A 25,792-nucleotide genomic window follows, 5' to 3' on the forward strand; every position below is an offset into this window, starting at 1 on the left:
CGGTAAGTACTTTAATATGATCATACGAAATCTGTACGAAAAATATAGTCACACAAAGGCGCAGAGCCGCAAAGCAATATAACTTTTCGACTCTGCGCCTTTGCGTGAACCAAAAAAATCTGCCGAATCTGCTAAATCTGCGAGAGTTTTTTATGTGCTTAAATCAGCCTTTCAAAATTTACTTTCTAATGAATATATTAGCCTGTTTTATTTTTTACGAAATCGTTATATTTTAATCTAAAAATCTTATTTTTATCAAAAATATACAACAATAAAGACCATTTGTTATGATTACAAAAAAAGTAAATAATGTTAAGGATGCTATCGAAGGAATCGAAAGCGGAATGACTATCATGTTTGGTGGTTTTGGACTTTGTGGGATTCCGGAGAATACAATAGCCGCCTTAGTAAATACAACAATTTCAGATTTAACCTGCATCTCCAATAACGCAGGAGTAGATGATTTTGGACTAGGACTGCTTTTGCAAAAGAAGCAGGTCAAAAAAATGATTTCCTCTTACGTAGGCGAGAACGCTGAGTTTGAACGTCAGATGCTTTCCGGTGAATTGGATGTAGAACTTACCCCACAAGGAACTTTAGCGGAGCGTTGTCGCGCAGCTCAGGCCGGAATTCCGGCTTTCTTTACACCTGCAGGTTACGGCACTGAAGTAGCTGAGGGAAAAGAAGCACGTGAATTCAACGGGAAAATGCACATTATGGAAGAAGCTTTCAAAGCCGATTTTGCCATTGTAAAAGCATGGAAAGGCGATGAAGCCGGAAATCTGATTTTTAAAGGAACTGCCAGAAACTTTAATGCCTGTATGGCCGGAGCCGGAAAAATAACCATTGCTGAGGTTGAAGAATTGGTTCCTGTGGGAACATTAGATCCAAATCAGATTCATATTCCCGGAATTATGGTACAACGTATCTTTCAGGGCGAAAAATTTGAGAAACGTATCGAGCAAAGAACGGTTAGAACCAGAAATTAGATAATGTAGATAATGAGTCAATTAGATAATGTTTTTAAAATTATCTAATTATCAAATTCCCTAATTGGCACCTTAAAAATATGGCAAGACTTTTTTACATCACTTTATTTTCTGTTTTTTCGTTTCATTCATTTGCGCAAACAACAAATGAGCTTCGACAACAATTGCAGCAGCTCATTGCCGGTAAAAATGCCACAGTTGGAATTTCTATTAAGAGTATAGAAGATAAAGATACTTTGAGCATCAACGGAAACTTAAAAGCGCCTTTAATGAGTGTTTTTAAATTTCATATTGCTTTGGCTGTGCTGAATAAAGTCGATGAAGGCAAACTTTCATTAACACAGGAGATTTTTATTAAAAAGAAGGATCTGCATGAAGATACCTGGAGTCCGATGAGGGAAGAGTACCCGAATGGAGATCTGTATCTTACATTAGACAAACTATTGCGATACACCATTTCGCACAGTGATAATAATGGTTGTGATATTCTTATTGATTTAGTGGGTGGCACGAAAGAGGTGCAGCGGTTTATTAATAAACAGGGAATTAAGGACTTCGTGATTAAAGTGAACGAGGAACAAATGAAAACCTGGAAAAATCTTTATATAAACACGACAACTCCATTGGCAACAACCGAACTGCTTGAAAAGTTTTTTAAAGGAGAAATTCTGAAAGAAAACACCACAAAATATTTATATCAAATAATGACAGAAACGTCAAGAGGAATTACCTGGATGAAAGCCGGACTTCCTGAAAACACAGAATTGGCGCACAGAACCGGAATGTCCGGAACAAACGACAATAATCTGCGAGTTGCGATGAATGATATAGGAATTGTGAAACTTCCTAACGGGAAACATTTTATACTTGCTGTTTATTTAAAGAACATTACAGAAACGCAGGAAGATACTGAAAAAATAATTGCCGATATAACAAGAGCAACCTGGGGTTACTTTATAAATAAAAATTAGATAATAAAGATAATGAGGGAATTAGATAATGATAAGCATTATCTAATTGTCAAATTTTCTAATTAACAAATTATACATATGTTAACAAAAGAAGATATAGCAAAACGAATTGCTAAAGAAGTAAAAGACAGGTATTTTGTCAATCTTGGTATTGGGATTCCAACTCTGGTTGCCAATTATGTGAGAAATGATATTGCAGTTGAATTTCAAAGTGAAAATGGTGTTCTGGGTATGGGCCCTTTTCCTTTTGAAGGAGAAGAAGATGCGGATGTCATCAATGCAGGAAAACAAACCATAACAACCCTTCCGGGAGCGAGTTTCTTTGATTCTGCTTTTAGTTTCGGGATGATTCGAAGCCAGAAAGTAGATTTAACTATTTTAGGAGCCATGGAAGTTTCCGAAAACGGGGATATCGCCAACTGGAAAATTCCGGGTAAAATGGTAAAAGGAATGGGTGGCGCTATGGATTTGGTGGCTTCCGCCGAAAATATCATTGTGGCTATGATGCATGTAAACAAAGCCGGAGAATCAAAAATCCTGAAAAAATGTACTTTGCCATTAACGGGCGTAGGATGCGTTAAAAAGGTGGTAACCGAGCTGGCGGTTCTAGAAGTGACCGAAAAGGGTTTTAAGCTCTTAGAACGAGCGCCAGGAGTTTCTGTAGAGCATATCATTGCTTCAACCGAAGCGAATTTAATAATTGAAGGAGAAATTCCGGAAATGATGATTAATTAAATATCCGATTAAAAGCGGAAGTTGAAAAATAATTTTTTTAGAATAAATAGAAAAACCGCCTCATATAGGCGGTTTTTTTGTTATTTATAAAGCTTTGTGACTTCCCATTTTTGCCGGAAACAAATCTTCGCAAACCTTCTGGTTTAATTTTACAAATTAAAAGAAGCTCCTAAACTAAAAGTAGCCTGATTATTTAAGTTGTAAAAAGGATCGTCATTGTTTCCGTATTTTGCAATTGGAAATCCAACCTCTGTGAAAACTCCGAATCCGTCAGTAAAGAAGTAACGGCCTCCAACATGACCTCCGAAATTGTGTAAACCTAAACTTAATCCAGGGTATACATCTAATTGCTCAACGCCAATAACACTCGATAAATTGGCATTAATTCTTGCTTTCGCATCAAAACGATCTTTAAATTCAGGTTTAGTATCATTGTATACAGCTGTATTACCACGGTAAAAACCGGAAAAGTTGTCTACTCCCAATAAGTAATTAGCAACAAAACCGAATGAGAAATTTTCGCCTAATCCAAAATCTACAGAACCCTGAATTCCAGAACCACCATCTTGCAGATTAGCACCAACATTAACTTTGACATCACCTTTCCCTGTAAAAGCCTTTTGCGCTTGTGTGATTCCAAATGTTACTAAAAACAAAAGTGTAATTACCTTTTTCATAAAATTTTTAAATTTTTAATTATTTCTAAAGTGCAAAAATAGGTTTTTAGATATCAATTCCTACCTCTTTCGTTAGAATACAATTCATTTAAAGGTTCACTTTGCCAGAATTCCTTCGTATCAACATTCATAATGGTCAACGGGCCTTTGAAGGCTGCCCCGGTATCAACATTCCAGACACAGGCTTTTTGTACCGGTACAGTTTTTCCAATTCGGGTTACGGGTGTGTGGCCAATATAAACTTCTTTGTAAACCGTGAAACGCTTCGGATAATACAAATCGTCCGGTTTTAAATTCGGATCCAATGCAAGTGCAGATTCCCAAAGTGTTCTGTCCCAGTAGAATAATTTCGAAAAAAATTCGTAGGTTACCCCACTAAGATTTGTAAATCCGGCATGAACAAATAAACGATTTTGATTGTCAAGATAGAAATCCTGAAGCGATTCCAAAAAAGCGATATGCTCTTTCTTTTTTTCTTCGGAAAGTATGGAATATCCTTCAACAGTCGCTTTTCCGCCATGCTTATACCACATTTCCTCATCAAAATCCTCATGTCTGTTTTCCAGCCAGTCCAGGGCCAGCTGATCATGATTTCCTCTGATGCAAATGCAGTTTTGTTTGCTTTTAAGGTCAATTAAAAAATCGATTACCTGCGTCGAATGACTCCAGCCGTCAACATAATCGCCTAAAAATATAAGAGTATCTTTTTCGGTAACATTGGCTTTCTCCAACACTTGTTCAAGCGCCAGTAATCCTCCATGTATGTCACCTATAACAAATGTTCGCATTTTGTATTATTTCGTTAGGCAAAAATAAAGAAAATGATTTGTTTGTACCTATTAAGTTAAGAATCTTTATAAATGTCAGAAAAAATCCTTTTTCGAAGTTTATTCTAAGTTTTGCTTTACAAAAAATACAGCCTTGAAGATAATTCCCGCTTTTTTTGTTTAAAATTTCGATTTAAAATGGGTCAATTTTCCTTTTCGTACACTAAAAAAAGGTCAAAAAAGTTGTTTTTTTTTATAAAATGTTAGTTTTCAGTGTTGTAGTTGTTTGTTCTGTAAGGCATTGTGAAACCTGAGATTTCTTGTTATTTTTAAGTGTTTTTACCTGTCTAAATGTTGTATTTTATCGATAAAAGGTAAATTTATCCGTTTAATTAACAAAATTTATATATTTTTATCAAACAAATAAGGTATTTACTTACATATTTTATTTGTTGATTTTTAACCCCTTTTTAACTAACCAAAATTCAAAATTGCTTATGAAAAGTACATTACCCAGAATTGTAACAACAACGGTTGCTGCATTTGCATTTTCATTATCTGCACTAGCTCAGGAGACAGATAAAAGAATTAGTCAGAAAAGTTTATCTGAAAATGGTGAGCCCAGTTTAATTACTTTCAGTGACAAATCAACCTATAAAGGCTCTGATTCCGAAAAAGTATTTAAAGAACAATTGGCTCTGAAAGACAACCAGTCTTTCTCAAAGATTAAAAGCGAATCAGATCGCGAGGGTTTTACCCACGAAAAATTTCAGCTGTACGAACAGGGAATTAAAGTAGAATTTGCCAATTATACTTTGCATTCAAAAAACGGAAAACTGCAGTCGATGAATGGCGAGTTTTACAAAATTGTAAACGCAAAAGTAAAACCGGCACTTTCTGCACAGGAAGCTTTCAACAGGGCAGTGGCCCTTACCGGAGCTAAACGTTACCTATGGGATTCACCACAGGACGCTGCCGCAATGAATTATGAAAAGCCGAAAGGAGAATTGGTTTTCTTACCGGATATGGAAAATCAGGGGAAAGAACGAACTAGTGATAAAGTTCGTTTAGCGTATAAATTTGACATTTATGCCACCAATCCATTAAGTCGTGGGGATTTGTATATCGATGCTGTAACGGGACAAGCCCTGTTTTATAATGCAACGATCAAACACCTTGGTGAAAACGTTCATGGAAAATCAAAATCATCTGCTGCAAAAGAAAATAGTTTAAATTCAAAAATGGCGATTGTGGCTGCCAATGCGGCAACACGTTACAGCGGAACACAAACTATCGAGACAACACTAAGCGGATCTTCTTATATTTTATTGGACGGAACCCGCGGAAATGGAATCCAGACGTACAACTCTGCGAGAACAGCAACGTATCCGACAACCAATTTTACCGATGCGGATAATAACTGGATCGAATATAATAACACCAATAAAGACAATGGTGCACTTGATGCGCATTGGGGAGCCGAAATGACTTACGATTACTGGTCAGCTGTTCATGGAAGAAACAGTTATGATGGTAACGGTGCAAAAATTAAAAGTTATGTGCATTACAACTTAGTGGCTGCAGGTTATCCGAATAACAATAATGCATTCTGGAACGGAAGCGTTATGACGTATGGTGACGGAACAGGAACAGGCGGATTTGATATCTTAACGGCTATGGACGTTGCGGGTCACGAAATAGGTCATGCAGTTTGTACGTATACAGCTAATCTGGCCTATCAAAAAGAATCGGGTGCAATGAATGAAGGTTTCTCTGATATTTGGGGAGCTTGTATCGAATACCGTGCTGCCCCTACAAAATCAACTTGGCTGGTTGGTGAAGATATAGAAAGAAGATCAGGACATTTGGCTTTGCGCTCTATGAGTGATCCAAATTCTGAAGGTCAGCCGGACACTTACGGAGGAACGTATTGGGTAAATGTAAATTGTACGCCAACAAACAATAATGACCAATGTGGTGTGCATACCAATTCAGGAGTATTAAATCACTGGTTTTATATTCTTTCAGTAGGTAAATCAGGAACAAATGATATTGGAAATGCATATAACGTTACAGGAATCACAATCGATAAAGCAGCAAAAATTGCATATCGTCTAGAAAGTAACTATTTATCTGCCAACTCCACTTATGCTACTGCCAGAACTTACGGAATTCAGTCTGCGATTGATTTATACGGAGCAGGTTCAGCTGAGGTTATCGCCACAACCAATGCATTTTACGCAGTTGGTGTTGGAGCAGCCTATTCCGGAGGATCAGGAGATACAACTCCGCCATCAGCACCTTCTTCTTTAGCGGCTTCAGGAACTACAGGAATTACGACCAATTTAGCATGGACAGCGTCTACAGATAATGTTGCTGTTACAGGATATGATGTTTATCAGGGAAGTACGCTAAAAGGAACTGTTACAACAACTAGTTATACCGTAACAGGACTTACAGCCTCAACAGCTTATACTTTTTCTGTAAAAGCAAAAGATGCCGCAGGAAATGTTTCGGCAGCCAGTAATACTGTAAATGTTACAACACTTGCCGGTTCGGTGACCTATTGTGCATCAAAAGGAAACAGTGCTTCCGATGAAAGAATTGGTAAAGTAGTATTTGGTACAATTAACAATACTTCTACGGGAACAACAGGTTACGAGAATTTGACCGCAATTTCTACAAATGTGGGCAGAGGAACTGCTTATACCATTACCATTACACCATCATGGACTTCTTCTGTGTACAGTGAAGGTTATGCTGTATTTATTGATTACAACCAGGATGGAGATTTCTCTGACAGCGGAGAAACGGTTTGGACAAAAAGTGCTTCCACAACAACACCGGTTTCAGGATCTGTTACAATCCCTGCATCGGCAACTCTTGGAACAACAAGGTTGAGAGTTTCCATGAAATACAACGGTATTCCAACAGCTTGTGAGAGTTTTTCTTATGGACAGGTGGAAGATTATTCCGTAAACATAACAGCATCGGGAGTTGTGGAAGTGAATGAAATCGCAGTAACCGATAAATTAAGTTCTGAAATTACTTTGTATCCAAATCCTGTTGAAAATGAATTGAATATTTCAATATCAGATAAAACCGGATCAGACTTTACAATCATAAATGCTTTAGGTCAGCGAGTGAGTTCAGGTCATTTATCTGAGAGCCCAATTGACGTAAGCAAATTAAATACCGGAATTTATTTTATTGAATTCAATGGTGCTCAAAAAAGAGTTACTAAGAAGTTTATAAAAAAATAAGTACAGCTTTTTAAAATACTAAGGGCCTCGCAATTGCGAGGCTTTTTTTGTGCCTAAAGTTTATAAAACTGCGTAAATTTGTACCATGTCTGAAACGCCTGTATATAGAAAAATTATCCATATTGATATGGATGCTTTTTATGCTTCGGTAGAGCAAATGGATAATCCTGCTTTACGGGGGAAACCTGTTGCGGTTGGCGGATCAGAGAACAGAGGAGTAGTCTCGGCAGCAAGTTATGAAGCCCGGAAGTTTGGAGTTCGCAGTGCCATAAGCGGCGTTCTCGCCAAAAGATATTGTCCCGAAATAATCTTTGTCCGGCCCCGTTTTGACCGATACAAGGAGATTTCCGGTAAAATTCATAAGATTTTTTATGAATATACCGATTTGGTCGAGCCGCTTTCGCTTGACGAGGCCTATCTGGATGTCACCCAAAACAAAAAAGGAAATCCCAGCGCGAGTTTACTGGCTCAGGAAATCAGATTACGAATTTTGAATGAAGTGGGGCTTACCGCTTCGGCGGGAATTTCGGTCAATAAATTTGTAGCTAAAATTGCCAGCGATATTAACAAACCAAACGGACAGAAAACAGTAAATCCGGATGAGATTCCGGCTTTTTTGGAAGAATTACCGATTCGGAAGTTTTATGGAGTTGGAAAAGTAACGACCGAAAAAATGTATCAATTGGGTATTTTTACCGGTACCGATCTCAAAAGTAAATCGCAGGAGTTTTTAGAAAAACACTTCGGGAAATCCGGAACCTTTTATTATAAAGTGGTTCGCGGTATTCATAACAGCGAAGTAAAACCGTCCCGGATAACCAAATCGGTAGCAGCCGAGCATACTTTTGATGTGAATCTATCATCGGAAATTTTTATGCTAGAACAACTCGAACGGATCGCTGTTTCGTTAGAGAAACGTTTAAAAAAACATAAGATTTCCGGGAAAACAGTAACCCTTAAAATCAAATACAGCGATTTTACACAACAAACACGCAGTAAAACTCTGCCTTATTTTATTGCAGACAAAAGTCTGATTATGGAAATAGTGGAGGAACTATTGTATCAGGAACGAATGAAGGATTCCGTCCGATTGCTCGGAATATCAATGAACAACCTGAATACTGAAGAAAAAAAGGCCGTTGTTGTGCAGTTAAAATTTGAATTTTAATACTTTTGAAGACCGTTAAATGTTTTAATTTTATGTTTTATGATGAATTTTCTTTCTACCTTTAAAAAAGTGTAGTTTGCTATTAAATTAATGAAGATGAAAAAGGCCAAATTAGAAGAGATCTCCAATCATAATTCAGTTCCCATCATGGCGTGGGATTTTCATTATGAATACCTGAATGAATTGAAAGTTGCTTTTACCGATTTAAAAAAGGTAAAAGAAATCTCCACCCATTTTGCGTGGGATGAAGAGAACCTGAATATAAGTGAACGCATCAAAGAAGAAGTCGTTCTGGTTACTGACGTTGACATGAAAATTGTTTTCGCCTCAAACGGAATAAAAAAAATGACAGGATATGCTGAAAGTGAAGTACTGGGAAAAACGCCAAAAATGTTTCAGGGCCTGGCAACTTCCAAAACGGATTTAAAACAAATAAGAAAAGCAATAGAACTGCTAATTCCATTTGAAAAAACAATCACAAATTACAAGAAGAATGGAAAGATGTATACCTGCAGAATTTACGGTTCTCCAGTCTTCAACTTAAAAGGTAAACTAACCCATTTTATAGCTTTCGAAAAAGAAGTTTTAAGCGCGTGAGGAGAAAAGTTATGAGTTTTAAGTTATGAGTAAAACGTGAAGGGAAAACCAATATTTTTGAAAGATTAAAACAATAAAACCGCCTTTTTGGGCGGTTTTATTATATAAAAACTTTGCGAACCTTGCGTAAAACTTCGCGAGCCTTGCGGTTAAAAACCCGCTATAAATTCTCAAAGAAATCATTCCCCTTATCATCCGTAATGATAAAAGCAGGGAAATCTTTTACCGTGATTTTACGAACGGCTTCCATTCCTAATTCTTCAAAATCAACCACTTCTACTTTCAGGATGTTATCCTGCGCTAAAATAGCAGCCGGACCTCCGATAGAACCCAGATAGAATCCACCATAGGTATTGCAGGCAGTCGTAACCTGTTTGGATCGGTTTCCTTTTGCCAGCATAATCATACTTCCGCCATGTTTTTGAAATTCATCCACATAAACGTCCATACGGCCCGCTGTAGTTGGGCCAAAACTTCCTGAAGCCATTCCTTCCGGAGTTTTGGCAGGACCTGCATAGTAAACCGGGTGATTTTTGAAATATTCGGGCATTGGCTGACCGGATTCTAACAATTCCATGATTTTGGCATGGGCAATATCACGCGCTACAATTACAGTTCCGTTCAATTTTAAACGGGTTTTGATTGGATACTGCGTTAGTTTGGCTAAAATATCTGCCATTGGCATATTCAGGTCGATTTCAACCGGCGCTTCTAAATGTGGTGCGGTTTCCGGTAAAAACTGTTTTGGATTTACTTCTAACTGCTCTACGAAAATGCCGTCCTTTGTGATCTTTCCTTTTATATTTCGGTCAGCAGAACAGGAAACCCCCAATCCAACCGGACAGGATGCGGCGTGACGCGGAAGACGAATGACGCGAACATCATGCGTAAAATATTTTCCTCCAAACTGAGCACCAATAGCGCTTTCCTGACAGATTTTCTGAACACGCTCTTCCCACTCTAAATCACGGAAGGCCTGGCCTGACATGTTTCCAGAAGTTGGTAAGTGATCATAGTAACCCGCAGAGGCTTTTTTAACGGCTCCCAGATTGGCTTCTGCCGAAGTTCCGCCAATGACCAAAGCCAAATGGTAAGGAGGACAGGCAGAAGTGCCTAAATCCTTTATTTTTTCACGGATGAACTCATCCATTGCTTTATAGTTTAAAAGCGATTTTGTTTTTTGGTATAAAAAGGTTTTGTTCGCAGATCCGCCACCTTTTGCCATAAATAAGAACTCATAGGAAGTTCCTTTTTTAGCATAAATATCAATTTGCGCGGGAAGATTCGATCCGGAATTCTTTTCTTCAAACATCGAAATCGGAACAATCTGAGAATAGCGTAAATTACGTTTTTGGTACGTATTAAAAATTCCTTTACTCAGCCATTCCGCATCGTCAACACCGGTAAAGATACTTTCGCCTTTTTTGGCCATTACGATTGCAGTTCCGGTATCCTGGCAGCTTGGCAGCTGACCTTCGGCAGCAACAGAAGCATTTTGCAGTAAGTTGTAAGCCACAAAACGATCGTTGTCGGTTGCTTCGGGATCGTCTAAAATTTTACGCAGTTTTTGTAAATGTGTTGTTCTCAGCATAAACGAAACGTCAGTTAACGCTTCTTCGGCTAATAACTCTAAACCTTTTGGATCGACAGTGAGAATTTCGCGTTCTCCAAATTGTTCTACTTTTACAAAATCGGAAGTGATTTTGCGGTATTGGGTGTCATCCTTTAAAATTGGATAAGGATCCTGATATATAAAATCAATCATTGCTATGTTTTTCTACAAAGTTAAAAATTATTTATTTTAGAAAGGATTTGAATAAGACTCTCTACCCGTTATTTTATTTTGTGAAAGTCATTAAAAGACATTTTTTTCTCAAAGTACGTTTTGCCTTCTGCAGATAAAAATTGCTTAATCCAGTGTTTGTTTTTTAATTGAAAAACAATAGAATCAGAGTGTGCAGCGGTTCCCATATCCTCATTATTGTCGTCCGGCTCAAATGCAACTCTTTTGCAATAGAAAGATTCAGTCTCCGGTTTCCCGGTTGGATTGGTAAATTCAACCCAGCTTCCCCAGCCACTATCAGACATTGTATCCCATTCATACACAAGTTGTAACGTCTGGTTTTTTAGGTAATATAAGTAATTGTTCTGTGTATAACCACAGGCAGGATATCCGAAACTAACCTGAATAAAAGAAGATTTTTTGGGTGCACTTGAAGACAGTCCGTATGACGCTCCCCACTCTGATCCTTTTTGATATCCCTCAATAGTAATTTTAGAAGAAACTGTTTTGGTTTTGTCCTGGTAAAAATCAAGTTGATAATGTTGTGTTACAATACTGTCTTTATCTGCTTTTTGATCTGCAAGATGTGCAAGAATGTAATTGTTCTTTGATACTTCTTCTCCTTCTGAAATTGGAATAGTATCTGTTTTTAAGAATTTCTCTTCTGCAACCAGAGTAATTTCTGTTTTCTTTTCCGGAACAGCAGCTGCTGCGGTTACTGTTTTTTCTTTTTGGCAACCTGCCAGTAAAGCTAAAACAAATAAATATTTAACTTTCATGACTAATTAACAGAAATCAACTTAATGTCAAAAACAAGTACGGAGCCACCTGGAATGCCTCTGTAAGCAAAACTGCCGTATCCTAAACGGGCCGGTACAATAAGAACACCGCTTCCGCCTTCCTTAAATAAAGGAATTCCTTCTGTCCATCCTTGTATTACTTGTTGCAGGCCAAATGTAGTTCCGGCATCAGGACTCTGATCAAAACCTATTTTTGTTGTATAATAGCCTTTGTAAGCAACGGTCACGCTTGAAGTTGCTTTTGGTTGCTTGCCCGTTCCGGGTTCCGTAATGATATAATACAAACCGGTAGCTGTTTTTTGAGCAGTCAGATTATTGTCGGCCAGATACTTTAAAATTTCGGCTTCATTTTTTTCGGTGTAATCAACCGGAACAAAGTTTTCATTGTCAATTTCATGACTGACACACGAAACAAAAAGGGTAAGAATTAGAGCAAATAAAGAATATTTCATTTTGGATTATATTGTTTTAAAGGGTTGTACTATATCAGAATATAATGTTTAGAAAAACCAGCTGGCGACAAAAATGGCAGTAATCACACAAATTACATCTACCAGAAGCATCGTGCCCAGCGCGTAACGGGTATTTTTGATATTTACGGAACCAAAGTAAACGGCGATCACATAAAAAGTACTTTCGGCGCTACATTGAAAAATACTGCTTAATCTTCCCGTTAGGGAATCGGCTCCAAATGTATTCATAGAGTCAATTAAAAATCCTCTGGATCCTGCAGAACTAAAAGGACGAAGCATGGCTACCGGCAAGGCATCCGTAATTTGTTTGTTGACTCCCATATTCGAGAATACAAAGGCAATTCCATCACTGATAATTTCAAATAAACCGCTGTTTCTGAACAATGAAATGGCAACCAGCATTCCCAATACATAAGGGAAAATAGTAACTCCGGTTTTTACTCCGTTATTGGCACCTACCACAAAAGCATCAAAAACAGTAGTGCCGGCCTCGGTAAATTTCTTTTCATGACGCCATGAAAAAATCAGTGTAAAAGCGATGATTCCGAATAAGATCAGACCGGAAAGATTAGAAGTAAAATAGTTTTTTCCAATTAAATCCAAATGATTCACGTACATCAATAAGCCCACAATAGCAGCAATTAAGACCATTAAGGCAATAACCAGGGAAGCACTTTTGAAATTGATTTTCTGCTTGATTCCAACAATTAAGAAAGCTGCAATGGTGCCGATAAACGAAGTAATAATACACGGAAGCATTACATCTGCGGGATTGCTAGCGTTGGCGGCAGCACGATAACCGATAATTGAAGTCGCAATTAAAGTAAGACCTGAAGCGTGTAGACACATAAACATAATCTGCGCGTCACTGGCTCGGTCTTTGTCTGGATTTATTTCCTGTAAACTTTCCATTGCTTTCAAACCAAATGGCGTGGCAGCTGAATCTAATCCTAAGAAATTAGCGGCAAAGTTTAAAGTCATATATGAGATAGACGGGTGATTTTTAGGGATGCTCGGGAATACTTTTACAAACACCGGACTCAAAGCTTTAGCCAGTTTTCCGGACGCTCCCGAAATGATTAAAAGTTCCATTAACCCGCAGAAAAAGGCCAGATAGGCAATAAGCGGCAGAATTAAATCGAGTAAAGTACTTTTACAGGTGGGTAATAAACCATCCGATTTTTGAACACCACTGTAGATTTTCACCGTTTTGTTTTTATAAACATAAGTGGTGTCGCTATTGAGGGTATCACGGTTGATGATTATGGTTTGATCCTTCGCTTTTTTAATGCTGTCTTTGATAAAAGCAGGAAGCTGTTCAGCGTATTTCTCTGAAATCAGAATGGGATCGTCTTTTTTACCATTCAAAACATAATCAATAGTATACGTATTGGCGGTAAACAAACTGATTACAATAAAGGCAATCGACGAAATAAATATAGCTAACCAAAATCTACTTAATACCATAATTATATTTTTTTGTAAATGTAATTATTTAGCCATAATATGTACAAAGATTTTAGTGCTGAAACGCGAAGTATTTCTTAGAAACTATAATCTTTTAATAAAAATTCGATTTATTCAATAACAATTTTGGTTTCCAGATATTTTTCGAAAGATTTAAGGCCTTCAAATAAAATGGCTTTTTTATGATTTTTGGTTTCGTTAAAAAACTGTGTTTCTATTTTTGCATGGTCTTTTTTAAGCGTTCTTTTCCAGGTTCCTATAGCTTTACTGTTTTCAAGGATAACCGGTTTGAAAATTCCATTATTAGTAAAAGCTTTCGACTGATGTTCTGGTAAAATGGAGGCTTCACGGGTTTTATAGGAAATCAGGATTTCATCAAAAGCGGGTAGAAAGTGTACACTTTCGCTGAAGTTGCTTTTAAGGGAAAGATTAGCACCGAACCAATACTTCTGATGATCAATTTCAACCGAGTTCAATTCTGATGCAATAGAATTAAGTATCAACTTACAGGTTGTCTGCGAAAAACCAGACCACCATGAAAAATCAAGCAGCGTTGCAGGACCGTGACTTTCAAAATAACGTTTGGCTAATTTCGCCAGACCTTCTTCCTTAGTCAGTTTAGTTCTAGGTTTTGAGACCTTTTCTTCGAGTAAAGCATAAGTCATTTGTTTTTCTTTCATTTTTCCGTTGCAGACCAAACCTTCTAATTCTGCATACATCATAATAAGTACGGGACTTAAAAAATAGGCACCGGAAACCTTTTTGAGATTAAGTCCCTGCATGATTTCTTCCCGTGTTAAAGGATTGTTTCTGGCCAAAAGTTTTTCGATAGCCGAATTAATCTTGTCGAACTCCTTTTCATCATAACCATGCTTTTTGGTTTCGGCAAGAATCATGCGTTTGACTTGTGGTCCTGAAACATTCAGCATCCAATAGATATCGTCGGCAGAAACAAAATGCCAGGTTGGCCTGAGGATGTGTGTCCGGATGATTTTACCGGAATTAATTGCTTCTTCAATTTCTTTTTCAGTGGCATTACATCGCGAACCTATGGCCCATTTCGCCATGGCATAATCCTGCGCCTGCATGGCACCCAAATGATGCACAATTTCTTGTGGAGTGCTTGAGCTCGTTTCTAAAAGCTTTTGAGAAGCAAGCCTGTAATGTGATATTTCCTGATGTGTCATTGTTTTAAACCCTATAAGTTATTGAAGTTCATTTAAGCTTTGTGCGTTGACATCGTAGTTCCTCAGCACGTTATACCTTTTAAACCATATAAGTTATTAAAGTTCATTTAAGCTTTGTCCCTTTGCACCTCTGTTCCCTTGCGCTTTAGAACCTTAGCGTCTCAGCAGCTTAGTACCTTTAAAAAAAACCTAAACATGAATAATTTCATCGGCAATCAATAAATCTTCCCGGCGTAAACGCAGGAAAATCTGAGCAACGGCAATGGTATCTTTTTCACAATAGGTTACAATTCGGTCAATGTCTTTTTCTACATAAAACACATGAGCCACCTGACTGCCGTCGATATCGCCTTTTGGGGAAGGGATGCCCAATATTTTGGTCAGTAGTTTTAAAGAAGTAAAATGCTTGTAATCACCAAACTTCCATAATTCTAAAGTGTCCAGATGCGGAACTTCCCAGGGCTTTTTTCCAAATAAATTGAGCTTGTTCGGAATCGCAATCTGGTTTATAATCATGCGGCGTGCTATGAACGGAAGATCAAACTCTTTGGCATTATGACCGCACAATAAATGTTGCGGCTGGTTAAAATGATTGTTCAGCAGATTATTGAAATCATGAAGGATCTTTTTTTCCTCGCCAAAAAAGGAAGTGACCCTAAAATTCCGGATATCTCCTTTGATGGTGAAATAGCCCACAGAAATGCAGACGATTTTACCAAACTCCGCCCAGATGCCGGCGCGCTCGTAAAATTCTTCCGGAGTGAATTCCTCTTTTCGCTGATATTGCGTTTTATGATCCCAAAGGGATTGCATTTCAGCATCAAGCGAATTAAAATGCTCTTCTTCCGGAACCGTTTCTATATCCAGGAATAAAATATTGTTGAGGTTTATTTTTTCAATCATACTTGTTAACCACTAATTCTACGAATTGATTTTTTTTGTGAATATACATAAATTCGACTTAAAGAAAGAAATGTATTACAATTTAAATCGGTTTGGCTAATTTATGAAATAATATTTTTAAAACAGACTTTGTTGCTGCGTTGGATTTTCATGTTCCAAAAGCCATTTTTTGCGCCAGATTCCTCCGGCGTAACCCGTAAGTGAGCCATTTGTCCCAATGACCCTATGGCATGGAACTACAATCCAAAGCGGATTTTTACCATTGGCCGATGCAACTGCACGAATGGCTTTGATATCACCAAGTTTTTTCGTCTGGTCCATGTAGCTGACCGTTTTTCCATATGGAATTTCGAGCAGCGATTTCCATACTTTTTGCTGGAATTCCGTTCCTTTTGGATTCAATTTGAAAGTAAAATCAGTTCTTTTGCCTTCAAAGTATTCTTGTAATTGTTGAACAGCTTCCTGCAGCACTTCCGGGATTTCAGTAGAAAGTTCGCCTTCTTTTGTTACCGAAATAACCGATACGCCCTCTTCATCACCAATGATTGTTGTGATTCCGAGCGGGGATTCTATGTAAGCTGTCTGTTCCATTTTTATAGTAACCTAAAGTATCAGGTCTTTCACAAAGTTCGCAAAGTTTTTGTTTGGAATCCTATAAGTGATCCTAATAATTTTTCAGATCAAATTGATATTTTAAACTAGTTTCAATTTTTTCACTTGAAACGATTCTCTTAATCTGAGATTGCTCCGGGCTGAATTTCGGCAACGGTAAATTTAAAGCTGTTGCTTTTTCGGTGTAATACATTTCGCGGGTAGGATGGAAGGGAGCGACAGCATTAAAAATTTCTCCCCATTTTGACTGGTAGAGGATTTCGTAAATCAAACCAATACAATCGGTTTGATGGATTAAATTGACAGGAGCATCCGGATTTTCAAGATTTTCTTTTCCCGATAAGGTTTTCACCGGATGACGGTCTTCACCGATTAAGCCTCCAAAACGGAGAATTGTAGTTTCGAACTGTTTATTTTTTTGTAAAAGAGCTTCCGCTGAAAGCAATTGTTTGCCGCTTTCGGTATCCGGATTTGGGGTTGTTTGTTCTGTGATTATGTTGTTTTCATTCCCATAAACAGAAGTTGAACTCACAAAAAGCACTTTTTTTGCGGTCGATTGTTCGATAAACGGAATCAGGTTTTCGATTTTCGCCACAAAAACCTTCTTTTCAGTATCCGGATTATTTCCTCTTAATTTCGGTGGAATGTCTATAATCAGAATTTCGCTTTTGGTTAAAAAATCAGTGATGCTTTCAGAAATACTTTCGCTTTCGAGTGTAACCAGAAAAGAATTTATTCCAACTTCTTTCAAGATCGACAACTTGTTTTCTGAAGTTGTGGATCCGTTTACTGAATTTCCTCTTTCGATTAATTTTTTCGCTAGGGGCAAACCCAGCCAACCACATCCTAAAATACTAATTTGTGTCATTTTTTTATAAGGTACAAAGAGGCAAAGGTTCAGAGGGGCAAATGGAAAGCTAAACCGGATAGTTTCTTTCTTTACGTCTTCGCTTTGCGAAATTAATTTTTACAAATTTAAGGTAAAACGAACTTTGTCCTTTCCTTTTCCGCCAATTCTATGATAGAATTTAATGGCCCTCTCATTAAATTGTGGGGTTTGCCATTGTATATTGATGCAGTTTTTCTCCCTGCCAATTTGTTGCAGCTTTCCAATTAAAATTGCCCCGATCCCGAAACTTCTGGCTTGTTCTTCCAGAAACAAACAATCCATATGTATAAATTCAGCGGCATCCCAGGTGGAATAATCAATTGTATAGGAAACGTAACCAATGATTGTTTCTTTAGTGGCAACAACCAGGCAATAAAGTTTAGGGTTTTCTGCGAATATTGCTTTTTCTAAACTTGTTGCTTTTCCCTCCGGAACAAATTCCGCTTTTTCAAATTCCGCATGCTTTTGACATAAAACGACTAATTGGGACAAATCCGTACGTTCGCAATTCCTTATTGAATATTCCATTGCAGGTTGATTTCGGTTTGTAAAAAGGTAATAAAATGATGAAAGTAATCCGGATACTTTTCGTTTTCGCGAATCGCAATAAAATGTTTTCTTTTTAAACCGTTTTTACCAATTTTAATGGCTTTTATCGGACTGGTCTTAAGATGGGGCAACAAGGCCCACTTTGCCATCGACATGACGCCCATATCGGCTTTTACCATTTCGAGAGAAGCTTCGGTCAGAGGCAAAGGCGTAATTTTTCTGGGTGTTACTTTGGCCGGAGCCAAGAAAAACTGGTGTATCGTCACCGTTTCCATCGGAAGGGAGTGAATCAAAAGATGTTCGTTGACAAAATCTTCGGGAACCACATATTTTTTATGGGCCCACGGATGGTTTTCGGAAACTGCCATTACCACTTCATCCTGAAAAAGTTCCAGGTATCTGATGTTATTGTCTTTGATCTGATCGCTGATAATCGCTATGTCAATGGTATTGGCCAGTAAATTCTGGAGTGGAATATGAGTCGCTTCGGTCACGATTTTCAATTCGACATTCGGGTATAACAGATGAAACTGTTTTAAAACCGATGGCAGCCAGTGATAACTTGAAAAACATTCGGTACTAATTCTGATTTCACCGTATTCACCAAAAACCATTTGTTTGATCTGGGTTTCGGTTTGCAATAGTTTATCCAGTATTTCATTGGCAATCTGATACATCTTTTCACCGGCTTTGGTCAGCACCAGTTTTTTATTCATCCTGAAAAATATGGGAGTGCCCAACTGATACTCGGCTTCTTTGAGCTGGTGGCTCAGGGCTGATTGTGTCAAATGAAGTTTATCAATTGCTTTGGTGATGCTCCCTTCTTCTACAATTGCTTTGATCAGTCGTAAATGACGTATTTCCATTTTTAGAGAATTTACACAAAGGAACAAAATTTTACGATGGGTTTTCCATGAAAAAAAGTAATCAAATGGATGAATTCTTTTCGTTTTTATGGTGTCCGGAGTTCCGCTACTTTTGAAAAAAGAAATCATTAAAATCTACTAAAAATGGAAGCACAACTTAAACATTATGAAAATAAACTGGCCTTCGAAATGGATCCTTCCGATTTGTTTGATGCCTTAAATAATGGCGAAAAAGTTATGGTAATTGATGCCAGAAAAGCATTTGGTTTCGAAGCAGAACATATTCCGACTGCGATTAATATTCCACACCGTGAAATGAACGCTGAAAACACCAGGCACCTAGACAGGGAAATTTTGTATGTAACCTATTGCGACGGAATTGGTTGTAATGCCTCCACAAAAGGAGCGCTGAATATGACAAAACTGGGTTTTAAGGTAAAAGAACTGATCGGTGGAATCGAATGGTGGAAGTTTGACGGTTATGCCACCGAAGGGACAAACGGTAAAAAAGCCGGATTGAAAATCGAATGCGCGTGTTAAACAAAAAGGACAAACTTTAATTTTAAAGTTTGTCCTTTTGCTTTTTTGGGAATTATATTGAAAAGCTTTCTTATTTAGGGGTAACAACCGGTGTTAAAGTATCTTTTGCAACAATGATACTGTCTTTTACAGGAGCAGTTTCAATCGGTTTCAAAGGAGCAGTATATCTTTTTATTTTCTGCTGAATCAAAACGGCATCATTCAGCACAAAAGGTGTCGGCATCATCCAGTCATTTCTTGGTTTGATATTAAACAGTGGATTGGTCATTAAATCAAACGAACTTTCAATAAGATCCATATCGAAAATAGAGGATTTATTGATGTAAAATTCCAATACAAGCGGTTCGTTGCCTACCACATAATAACATAAAATCTTGCTGTCATTGCGTTCTAAACGATTTCCGATCTGTCCTGAAGTCGAAACTCCATTGGCCTTAAAGTTGTAAAACGTCATTTTTGTGTTGGCATAAATGTCATAACGATTTACTTTTCTGTTGGGGGAGATTTTTATTTTTAAATACCTGTTGTTTCCAACTACACTGTCTTTTATGAATGTTACTGTTGGTTTTGGCACTGCTACATTAGGAGCAATTGCACTGTAGGTAAATGTTGAATTGTATTTGCTGGTAATCGGAAGTGAATTTAAACCCACTGCTTTTTGATTGGTCTGTCCCAGATAGCTTTTGGTCCAGTCGTCTAAGTTGACGTCATAAGTAGTCCATAGTGCCGAATTGGTGTTGGCGTTATAGACATACAATAAACTGTTTGATTTTGCTTTCCCGTGTTCATAACCGGAGTGAATACCTGCGTAAACGAAAAACCCAATGGAAATACTAAAAAAGAGCATTGTCCATATTCCTTTTTTAGAAAAAGCGCCAAATATAGGGAGCAATAGTCCAAAGACCAAAACGGTGAGAATTGCACTTCCGTAAAGTATTTTTAATCCTAAACCAACCGGAAACATGATTATAAAAGGAGCTACAATGGCTAAGGCCGGAATACAAAATAATAAGTTCAGGCCTAAACTGTAATGTTGGGTGATGACAAAAATTCCAAATAAAATAATTCCGAAATATACCGGAATAATTAAGAAACCGGCTCCCGTCAGGCTGTTGGCCAGAAAGGCATTGATTACGATCCAAAGGAGTAAAGGGGCTACGAAATGATTCATAGTTATCTTTCCTTCAGAAAAGTGATGATAGAAGGCAAAACAAATGGCAATACTTAGTGTTACAAAAGCACCGATGTAAGCATGTCCGTTGTACGTAAATCCGTTGAGCAAATCATTGTATTGCGGATAGGCCTCCAGAAGAATTTTCCATCCTAAAAAAGTAACCAGTCCGGATATAATCAGGGAACCTAACAACGGAACAAATCCTCTGAAAATCTCCCTGAAGCTAATGACGCGTTTCGCTTTTCCTATAAATATAAAAAGGATTAACAGACCTAAAGCTACGATTGTCATGGGTGCTACCCAGCTAAAAGGATAACTTATAAAAAATCCGAAGGGAACATTAAAATAAACATTATCCTGAGTTGAAGCTGTTGTATTTAAATCAATATTCGAAAAATATTTCAATAAAGGCATTAGATACGTTCCCTGATGTGTCAGTGTGGTTGTATTGAGATGCTGAATGTCATCTTGTTGAGTGTGGTAATTGAAATGACCATCGATAAAAGCAAAATTAAATCCCTGAATGTTTCCCTGCTCTCTAAAAACGGTCAGATCAGTATCATTCGGAAGCATTTTGTAAATGCTGTACATGAGTGAATTTGAAACCGGAAATTTTGTTTTGGCATTTGAGAATTCTTTTACAAGCGCTTCATTTCCTTTGTTGGTCTCCATTAGCATATAACTTGGTCCTGAAGAACCTCTGGCTTCAAAATTTAAAACCAGTCCTACGTCTTTTGCCCACGGATGCTGATTTACAAAAAGTGCCGCACCGTTTAAGCCTAATTCTTCGGCATCGGAAAAGAGAATAATAATATCATTTTTATGAGGTTGTTTTGCGTATAAAAAGGCACGGATACCTTCCAGGATTGTGGCAACTCCGGAAGCATCATCACTTGCTCCTTTAGAAAACGAGTGTGGGGCACTGTCGTAATGGGAAAGTAATAAAAGCGCTTTTGAATTGTCTGTTCCTTTAATGCGGGCAAGAATATTCTTAGATTTTACCAGAAGTCCTTTGTTGTTAAGGGTGAATCCTTCCTGGACAGTTGTCTCTAAACCGATTCTGTTTAGTTCAAGTTTAAGATAATTGGCAACTAATTCATGATTTGTCGAGCCTACATAATGGGGTTTTTGGGCTATGATTTTAACTTGGTTTAGTGCTCGTTCTGTAGAGAATTCTGCAAGGGCTTCTTCGTTTTTAGAAACCCACTGGGGCATCATTGTGGCGTATATGATAGCTAAAATGGCTATGACGCAGAGAAAGGCTAGTATTGAAGTAGGATTTTTTTTCATGTTGAATATACTAAATTTCTTTTTTTACGAGCATAAAATAATCATTGTCCAGGAAGCAATATCCCTGGTCATACAGGAAATAATAGGTATCGCCTGTTTTCGTCTGCAAAATATTAGTAAAAAAATCAAAATCAAAGCCTTTATTCAACATTTTATCTCTTGTTGCTTTTGATTTTCCTTCTGAATTGAGTTCAGACAAAATACGGTAATTTTTGCGTAATTTATTGTTTACATTCCGCATAAAATTATTCGTATCCTTATTTATTTTATTATTGTATGCATTGCGACAACTGTCGGAACAGAATTTTTTATCTTCCCGGCCTACAATTTTTTCAGAGCATTCGAGACATGTTTTCATGGCTGTTCTATTTTTCTAATTTCATACAGGTCATTCCTTCTGTCCTTTAGAATGCGGACACTTCCATGCTCGTGGAGCTGTTTTAGCAAATTCAGATCAACGTCTACGATCAGAGTCATTTCTGTATTCGGAGTAGCTTCTGCTTTTATACCATTACTCGGAAAAGCAAAATCAGACGGTGTAAATACCGATGCCTGCGCATATTGAATATCCATATTATTTACTTTCGGTAAATTACCGACGCAGCCTGCAATGGCTACATAACATTCATTTTCTATCGCTCTGGCCTGTGAGCAATGTTTTACACGGGTGTAAGCATTCTGAGTATCGGTTAAGAATGGAACGAACAAAATATTCATTCCTTCATTGGCCATAATTCTGGAGAGTTCCGGGAATTCGACATCATAGCAAATCAGGATTCCGATTTTACCGCAATCGGTATCAAAGGTTTTAAATTGAGATCCGCCTTTCATTCCCCAATGCTGTACTTCGTTGGGAGTAATGTGAATTTTGGTATACATTTCCGAAGTTCCGTCTCTTTTGCATAAAAAACCGACATTGTATAAATTGCCGTTTTCTAAATGAGGCATACTTCCGGTGATGATATTGATATTGTATGAAATGGCGAATTCCTGAAAGCGTTTTCGAATCGGATCAGAATGTCGGGCCAATTCCCTGATGGCTTCTGCTTCCGAAAGATGATTATAATCGGCCATTAAAGGCGCAATAAAAAGTTCCGGAAATAAAGCAAAATCACTCCCGTAACCCGAAACGACATCAATAAAAAACTCCGCTTGTTCAAATAAAGCTTCAACATTGTTAAGCTGACGCATCTGCCATTGGATTAATCCCAATCGAATCACACTTTTTTCAAGGTTAATTAATCTTGGACTTTCATCGTAATAGACATTGTTCCATTCTAAAAGCACGGCAAATTCTTTGGATTCTTCGTCGCCTTCCAAGTAATTTTTGATGATTCTTAAAACGTGAAAATCATTACTCAGCTGAAACGAAAGTACAGGATCGTGTAATTCTTTGTGTTTTACTTTTTCGATATAATTCTTGGGAGTCATTTTACTGGCATACTGACCATAGTTTGGAATTCTTCCTGCAAAGACAATCGCTTTTAGGTTCAATTGCTCACAAAGTTCTTTACGGGCATCATACAAACGACGGCCTAAACGTAAGCCACGGTAATTGGGGTGGATAAAAACATCAATTCCGTATAAAATTTCGCCATCCTTATTATGGGTAGAGAAAGTGTAATCCCCGATAATTTGTTTGTAATTATGTCTTTTGTCGACCAATTTTTCATCCAGTATTAAAGAAAGTGCTGATCCTACAACCACACCATCTACTAAAATAACCAGTTGACCTTCAGGAAATATGGAGAGTAATTTTTTTATGTCTTTAGATTCCCAATACGAATTAGCCATTTCGGGATAGGATTCTATCATTGAGTTTTTCAATTGTTTGTAATCGACTAATTGTAAATTTCGCAATTCAACTTTGTTGATTTGTTTCTGCATGTCTTAAATGTTTTTCTCGAATATACGAAAATATTACCATTTACAAACGCTTACAAATAATTACAACCGAAAGTAAATAATATACAATTGCATAATTGTAAGAAAATACATTATATTTGTTTTGTTGAATTTGACTAACAAATTCATTTATAGTAACATTAAAAATTTATACGCCATGAATGCAATGAAAAACAGAGTACAGTTAATTGGGAACGTAGGTAACGATCCGGAAATTAAAACATTGGAAAACGGAAAAAAGTTAGCGCATATGAGTATCGCTACAAATGAGTACTACAAGAATGAGAAAGGCGAGAAAGTGGAACAAACAGAATGGCACCGTGTGACGGCCTGGGGGAAAACAGCTGAGATTATCGAAAAATTTGTAGTAAAAGGAAAAGAAGTGGCAGTTGAGGGCAAACTAACCCACAGAAGTTATGACGACAAAAACGGAGAGAAAAAGTTTATTACAGAAGTAGTGGTCAATGAAATTTTACTGTTGAAGTAAATAATTCAAACCCGACAGTTCCGAAGCTTCTGGACTGTCGGGTTTATTTTTTAACAAGGTATTACAAAACAGAAGCGCCATTGACATCAGTAGTCAGTATTTCGCTCATATAATCGAAAAAAGGTCTCATATTTTGGCAGGTTTCCAGGGCCTGTTCTAAAAAAAGCGGACTTAATACTTCTGTATCTGTAAAACGTTTAATGATTAAAAACTGTTTGTAGCGAAGTAAGTCGATGGCTTCATGATTGATATCAAATCCTTTTGGTGCAGTTTTAAGCTGTTCACCCTGTAACGTTCCGAAAGTTTTGACAAAAGATTCTGAATGCAGTATTTTTTGGAAAGGTGCGGCATCGTGCGCAAATTCACTTCTGATGCGTTTTAAATCGGCAGCACCTGGTCCCCAAAAGCCTCCTGCGAAAAAACTGTTTCCTTGTTCGAGATGAAAATAATACCCACCACGTCTTTGAGTTGTTGCCCGGGTAAAACTGCCGCCCCAAAAGGTTTTAAAAGGCGTTTTGTCTTTGGAAAAACGAATATCACGATAAATGCGATAGACGCTTTTTTTGCCGGAAGCCGTTTCTAAAACGTCGGTTTTGGAAAGTTCTTGCAGCAATGCCCCTGCAAAGGTTTCAATATGGTTTAATTCTGTGAGATAGTTTGTTTTGTTTGCCTCAAACCAGGGTTTGTTGTTGTTTGCTTTAAGCCGCTGCAAAAAGTCAAGACTGGATTTGGGTATCGTAATTGGTTGTTTCATAATTAAAATATTTGCGTTTCTAAAAGTAGAACACGAATGTCATTTAAACTAAAAACCCACCAGATTTCTGATGGGTTTTCTATATTTTTTTAAGCAGTTTTCTTTATTAAGTCAAACATAGGACAACGGGAGCAACGTTTCTTTTCGCTCTTTTTGAATTTCTCACAACAGCTTGATTTGCAGTTTTCGATCTTCTTAATCTTGTCAAGGATAACAGCATTCTGCTTTTTCTTTTTATCCTTTTTCTTGTCTTTGTCCTTAACTTTATCTTTCTTGCTCACAGTTCATCTCAATTATAAAACGAGACAAATATAAAAGAATAAATGTTATTTTTATGTGTTCTAAATAAACTTTAACTTTTTTATTTTGGATTGATTGCAATCGAGCTTGTTACCGTTAATTGCTGAATATCACGATCAAACAAGTAAAGTCCGCCTTTGTCATCACCAATTAAGTTGATTTTATCCAGGATAGATTTAGCCGTAGCCTCTTCTTCGATTTGTTCCGCCACATACCATTGTAAGAAATTATGTGTAGCATAATCTTTTTCAGAAAAAGTAATGTGTACCAATTCATTGATAGATTCTGATACGAAAATTTCATGATTGTAAAGTGTTTCAAACATTTCCTTAAAAGTAGTGTATGATGTTTTTGGCGCTTTTAAATCCGTAATTGTAGCACGTCCGCCACGTTCGTTAATATACTTAACCAATTTAAGCATGTGTGCGCGCTCTTCGTCTGATTGAGTGTACATAAATTGAGCAATTCCTTCTAATCCGTGTACTTCTGCCCAACAAGCCATTGAAAGGTAAGTTTGCGAAGACTCTGCTTCAATTCTGATTTGCTTGTTCAGTGCTGTTTCTATATTTTTTGATAACATAATCTTGAGTTTTGTGTAAAGTTAAATAATTTTAAGGAATTGAGAACCTCATTCCGTCCTATTGAA

The 25,792-nt window shown here is 37.4% G+C and carries 25 protein-coding genes; 8 read left to right on the plus strand and 17 right to left on the minus strand.

Annotation, left to right across the window (positions count from 1 at the left end; all coding sequences use genetic code 11):
- Positions 1-287: 287 nt before the first annotated feature.
- The 3 genes from EV142_RS04240 to EV142_RS04250 all read left to right on the plus strand — a co-directional run bounded on the left by EV142_RS04240 (position 288) and on the right by EV142_RS04250 (position 2,695).
- Positions 288-989, plus strand: a complete 702-nt coding sequence (locus EV142_RS04240; protein WP_132033005.1) for a CoA transferase subunit A — start codon at positions 288-290, stop codon at positions 987-989.
- Positions 990-1,069: 80 nt separating this feature from the next.
- Positions 1,070-1,960, plus strand: a complete 891-nt coding sequence (gene bla / locus EV142_RS04245) for a class A beta-lactamase, subclass A2 (RefSeq protein WP_132033007.1) — start codon at positions 1,070-1,072, stop codon at positions 1,958-1,960.
- Positions 1,961-2,038: 78 nt separating this feature from the next.
- Positions 2,039-2,695, plus strand: a complete 657-nt coding sequence (locus EV142_RS04250; protein ID WP_132033009.1) for a 3-oxoacid CoA-transferase subunit B — start codon at positions 2,039-2,041, stop codon at positions 2,693-2,695.
- Positions 2,696-2,844: 149 nt separating this feature from the next.
- On the opposite strand, the gene EV142_RS04255 is transcribed toward EV142_RS04250, so the two are convergent.
- Together EV142_RS04255 and EV142_RS04260 are read right to left on the minus strand one after the other, a co-directional pair.
- Positions 2,845-3,372 (minus strand): DUF6646 family protein, encoded by a 528-nt coding sequence (locus tag EV142_RS04255; RefSeq protein ID WP_132033011.1) that lies wholly within the window; start codon positions 3,370-3,372, stop codon positions 2,845-2,847.
- Positions 3,373-3,425: 53 nt separating this feature from the next.
- On the minus strand, positions 3,426-4,160 hold the full coding sequence (locus EV142_RS04260) for a metallophosphoesterase family protein (RefSeq protein ID WP_132033013.1): 735 nt from the start codon (positions 4,158-4,160) through the stop codon (positions 3,426-3,428).
- 476 nt (positions 4,161-4,636) lie between these two features.
- Here EV142_RS04260 and EV142_RS04265 point away from each other — a divergent pair, with 476 nt between their 5' ends.
- From EV142_RS04265 to EV142_RS04275, 3 genes are all read left to right on the plus strand, one after another.
- Positions 4,637-7,402 (plus strand): M4 family metallopeptidase, encoded by a 2,766-nt coding sequence (locus tag EV142_RS04265; protein ID WP_132033015.1) that lies wholly within the window; start codon positions 4,637-4,639, stop codon positions 7,400-7,402.
- Between the two features lie 85 nt (positions 7,403-7,487).
- Entirely contained in the window at positions 7,488-8,570 is a 1,083-nt protein-coding gene (gene dinB, locus EV142_RS04270) for a DNA polymerase IV (RefSeq protein ID WP_132033017.1), read from the plus strand.
- A gap of 96 nt (positions 8,571-8,666) precedes the next feature.
- Positions 8,667-9,167 carry a PAS domain-containing protein gene (locus tag EV142_RS04275; protein ID WP_132033019.1) on the plus strand — a complete coding sequence of 167 codons (501 nt, stop codon included), beginning with the start codon at positions 8,667-8,669 and terminating at the stop codon, positions 9,165-9,167.
- Between the two features lie 160 nt (positions 9,168-9,327).
- On the opposite strand, the gene EV142_RS04280 is transcribed toward EV142_RS04275, so the two are convergent.
- From EV142_RS04280 to EV142_RS04325, 10 genes are all read right to left on the minus strand, one after another.
- Positions 9,328-10,932: a fumarate hydratase gene (locus EV142_RS04280; protein ID WP_132033021.1), complete on the minus strand. Its 1,605-nt coding sequence runs from the start codon at positions 10,930-10,932 to the stop codon at positions 9,328-9,330.
- 68 nt (positions 10,933-11,000) lie between these two features.
- Positions 11,001-11,729 carry a hypothetical protein gene (locus EV142_RS04285; protein ID WP_132033023.1) on the minus strand — a complete coding sequence of 243 codons (729 nt, stop codon included), beginning with the start codon at positions 11,727-11,729 and terminating at the stop codon, positions 11,001-11,003.
- Positions 11,730-11,731: 2 nt separating this feature from the next.
- Positions 11,732-12,202 carry an FKBP-type peptidyl-prolyl cis-trans isomerase gene (locus EV142_RS04290; protein ID WP_132033025.1) on the minus strand — a complete coding sequence of 157 codons (471 nt, stop codon included), beginning with the start codon at positions 12,200-12,202 and terminating at the stop codon, positions 11,732-11,734.
- 48 nt (positions 12,203-12,250) lie between these two features.
- Positions 12,251-13,690 carry a nucleoside recognition domain-containing protein gene (locus EV142_RS04295; protein WP_132033027.1) on the minus strand — a complete coding sequence of 480 codons (1,440 nt, stop codon included), beginning with the start codon at positions 13,688-13,690 and terminating at the stop codon, positions 12,251-12,253.
- Positions 13,691-13,800: 110 nt separating this feature from the next.
- Positions 13,801-14,877: a winged helix DNA-binding domain-containing protein gene (locus tag EV142_RS04300; RefSeq protein ID WP_132033029.1), complete on the minus strand. Its 1,077-nt coding sequence runs from the start codon at positions 14,875-14,877 to the stop codon at positions 13,801-13,803.
- 189 nt (positions 14,878-15,066) lie between these two features.
- Entirely contained in the window at positions 15,067-15,780 is a 714-nt protein-coding gene (locus EV142_RS04305; protein ID WP_132033031.1) for a 3'-5' exonuclease, read from the minus strand.
- A 117-nt stretch (positions 15,781-15,897) separates the two neighbouring features.
- Positions 15,898-16,371 carry a methylated-DNA--[protein]-cysteine S-methyltransferase gene (locus EV142_RS04310; RefSeq protein WP_132033033.1) on the minus strand — a complete coding sequence of 158 codons (474 nt, stop codon included), beginning with the start codon at positions 16,369-16,371 and terminating at the stop codon, positions 15,898-15,900.
- Positions 16,372-16,444: 73 nt separating this feature from the next.
- A complete protein-coding gene (locus tag EV142_RS04315) occupies positions 16,445-17,260 on the minus strand; it encodes an SDR family oxidoreductase (protein ID WP_132033035.1) in 816 nt (271 codons plus the stop codon).
- A gap of 99 nt (positions 17,261-17,359) precedes the next feature.
- Positions 17,360-17,809, minus strand: coding sequence for a GNAT family N-acetyltransferase (locus tag EV142_RS04320; protein ID WP_132033037.1), 450 nt, complete (start codon positions 17,807-17,809; stop codon positions 17,360-17,362).
- Positions 17,794-18,696 (minus strand): LysR family transcriptional regulator, encoded by a 903-nt coding sequence (locus EV142_RS04325; protein WP_132033039.1) that lies wholly within the window; start codon positions 18,694-18,696, stop codon positions 17,794-17,796. The genes EV142_RS04320 and EV142_RS04325 overlap by 16 nt, the downstream gene beginning before the upstream one ends.
- Before the next feature lie 144 nt (positions 18,697-18,840).
- Between EV142_RS04325 and EV142_RS04330 the strand changes: the two genes are divergently transcribed.
- Positions 18,841-19,236 (plus strand): rhodanese-like domain-containing protein, encoded by a 396-nt coding sequence (locus EV142_RS04330; protein ID WP_132033041.1) that lies wholly within the window; start codon positions 18,841-18,843, stop codon positions 19,234-19,236.
- Positions 19,237-19,306: 70 nt separating this feature from the next.
- Here the strand turns inward: EV142_RS04330 and EV142_RS04335 are convergent, their stop codons facing one another.
- From EV142_RS04335 to EV142_RS04345, 3 genes are read right to left on the minus strand one after another with little or no spacing between them, the layout of a single operon-like run.
- Entirely contained in the window at positions 19,307-21,700 is a 2,394-nt protein-coding gene (locus EV142_RS04335; RefSeq protein WP_132033043.1) for a M28 family peptidase, read from the minus strand.
- A gap of 10 nt (positions 21,701-21,710) precedes the next feature.
- Complete coding sequence (locus EV142_RS04340; protein ID WP_132033045.1) at positions 21,711-22,058, minus strand: hypothetical protein; 348 nt, start codon at positions 22,056-22,058, stop codon at positions 21,711-21,713.
- Positions 22,055-23,587 (minus strand): carbon-nitrogen hydrolase family protein, encoded by a 1,533-nt coding sequence (locus EV142_RS04345; RefSeq protein ID WP_132033047.1) that lies wholly within the window; start codon positions 23,585-23,587, stop codon positions 22,055-22,057. The genes EV142_RS04340 and EV142_RS04345 overlap by 4 nt, the downstream gene beginning before the upstream one ends.
- 175 nt (positions 23,588-23,762) lie before the next feature.
- Between EV142_RS04345 and EV142_RS04350 the strand changes: the two genes are divergently transcribed.
- On the plus strand, positions 23,763-24,092 hold the full coding sequence (locus tag EV142_RS04350) for a single-stranded DNA-binding protein (protein WP_132033049.1): 330 nt from the start codon (positions 23,763-23,765) through the stop codon (positions 24,090-24,092).
- A gap of 61 nt (positions 24,093-24,153) precedes the next feature.
- Here EV142_RS04350 and EV142_RS04355 read toward each other — a convergent pair whose 3' ends face one another.
- Positions 24,154-24,846, minus strand: coding sequence for a DUF2461 domain-containing protein (locus EV142_RS04355; protein WP_132033051.1), 693 nt, complete (start codon positions 24,844-24,846; stop codon positions 24,154-24,156).
- Positions 24,847-25,207: 361 nt separating this feature from the next.
- Positions 25,208-25,726: a ferritin gene (locus tag EV142_RS04365; protein WP_132033055.1), complete on the minus strand. Its 519-nt coding sequence runs from the start codon at positions 25,724-25,726 to the stop codon at positions 25,208-25,210.
- Positions 25,727-25,792 lie beyond the last annotated feature (66 nt).

The organism is Flavobacterium circumlabens, assembly GCF_004345565.1.
GTDB lineage: Bacteria > Bacteroidota > Bacteroidia > Flavobacteriales > Flavobacteriaceae > Flavobacterium > Flavobacterium circumlabens.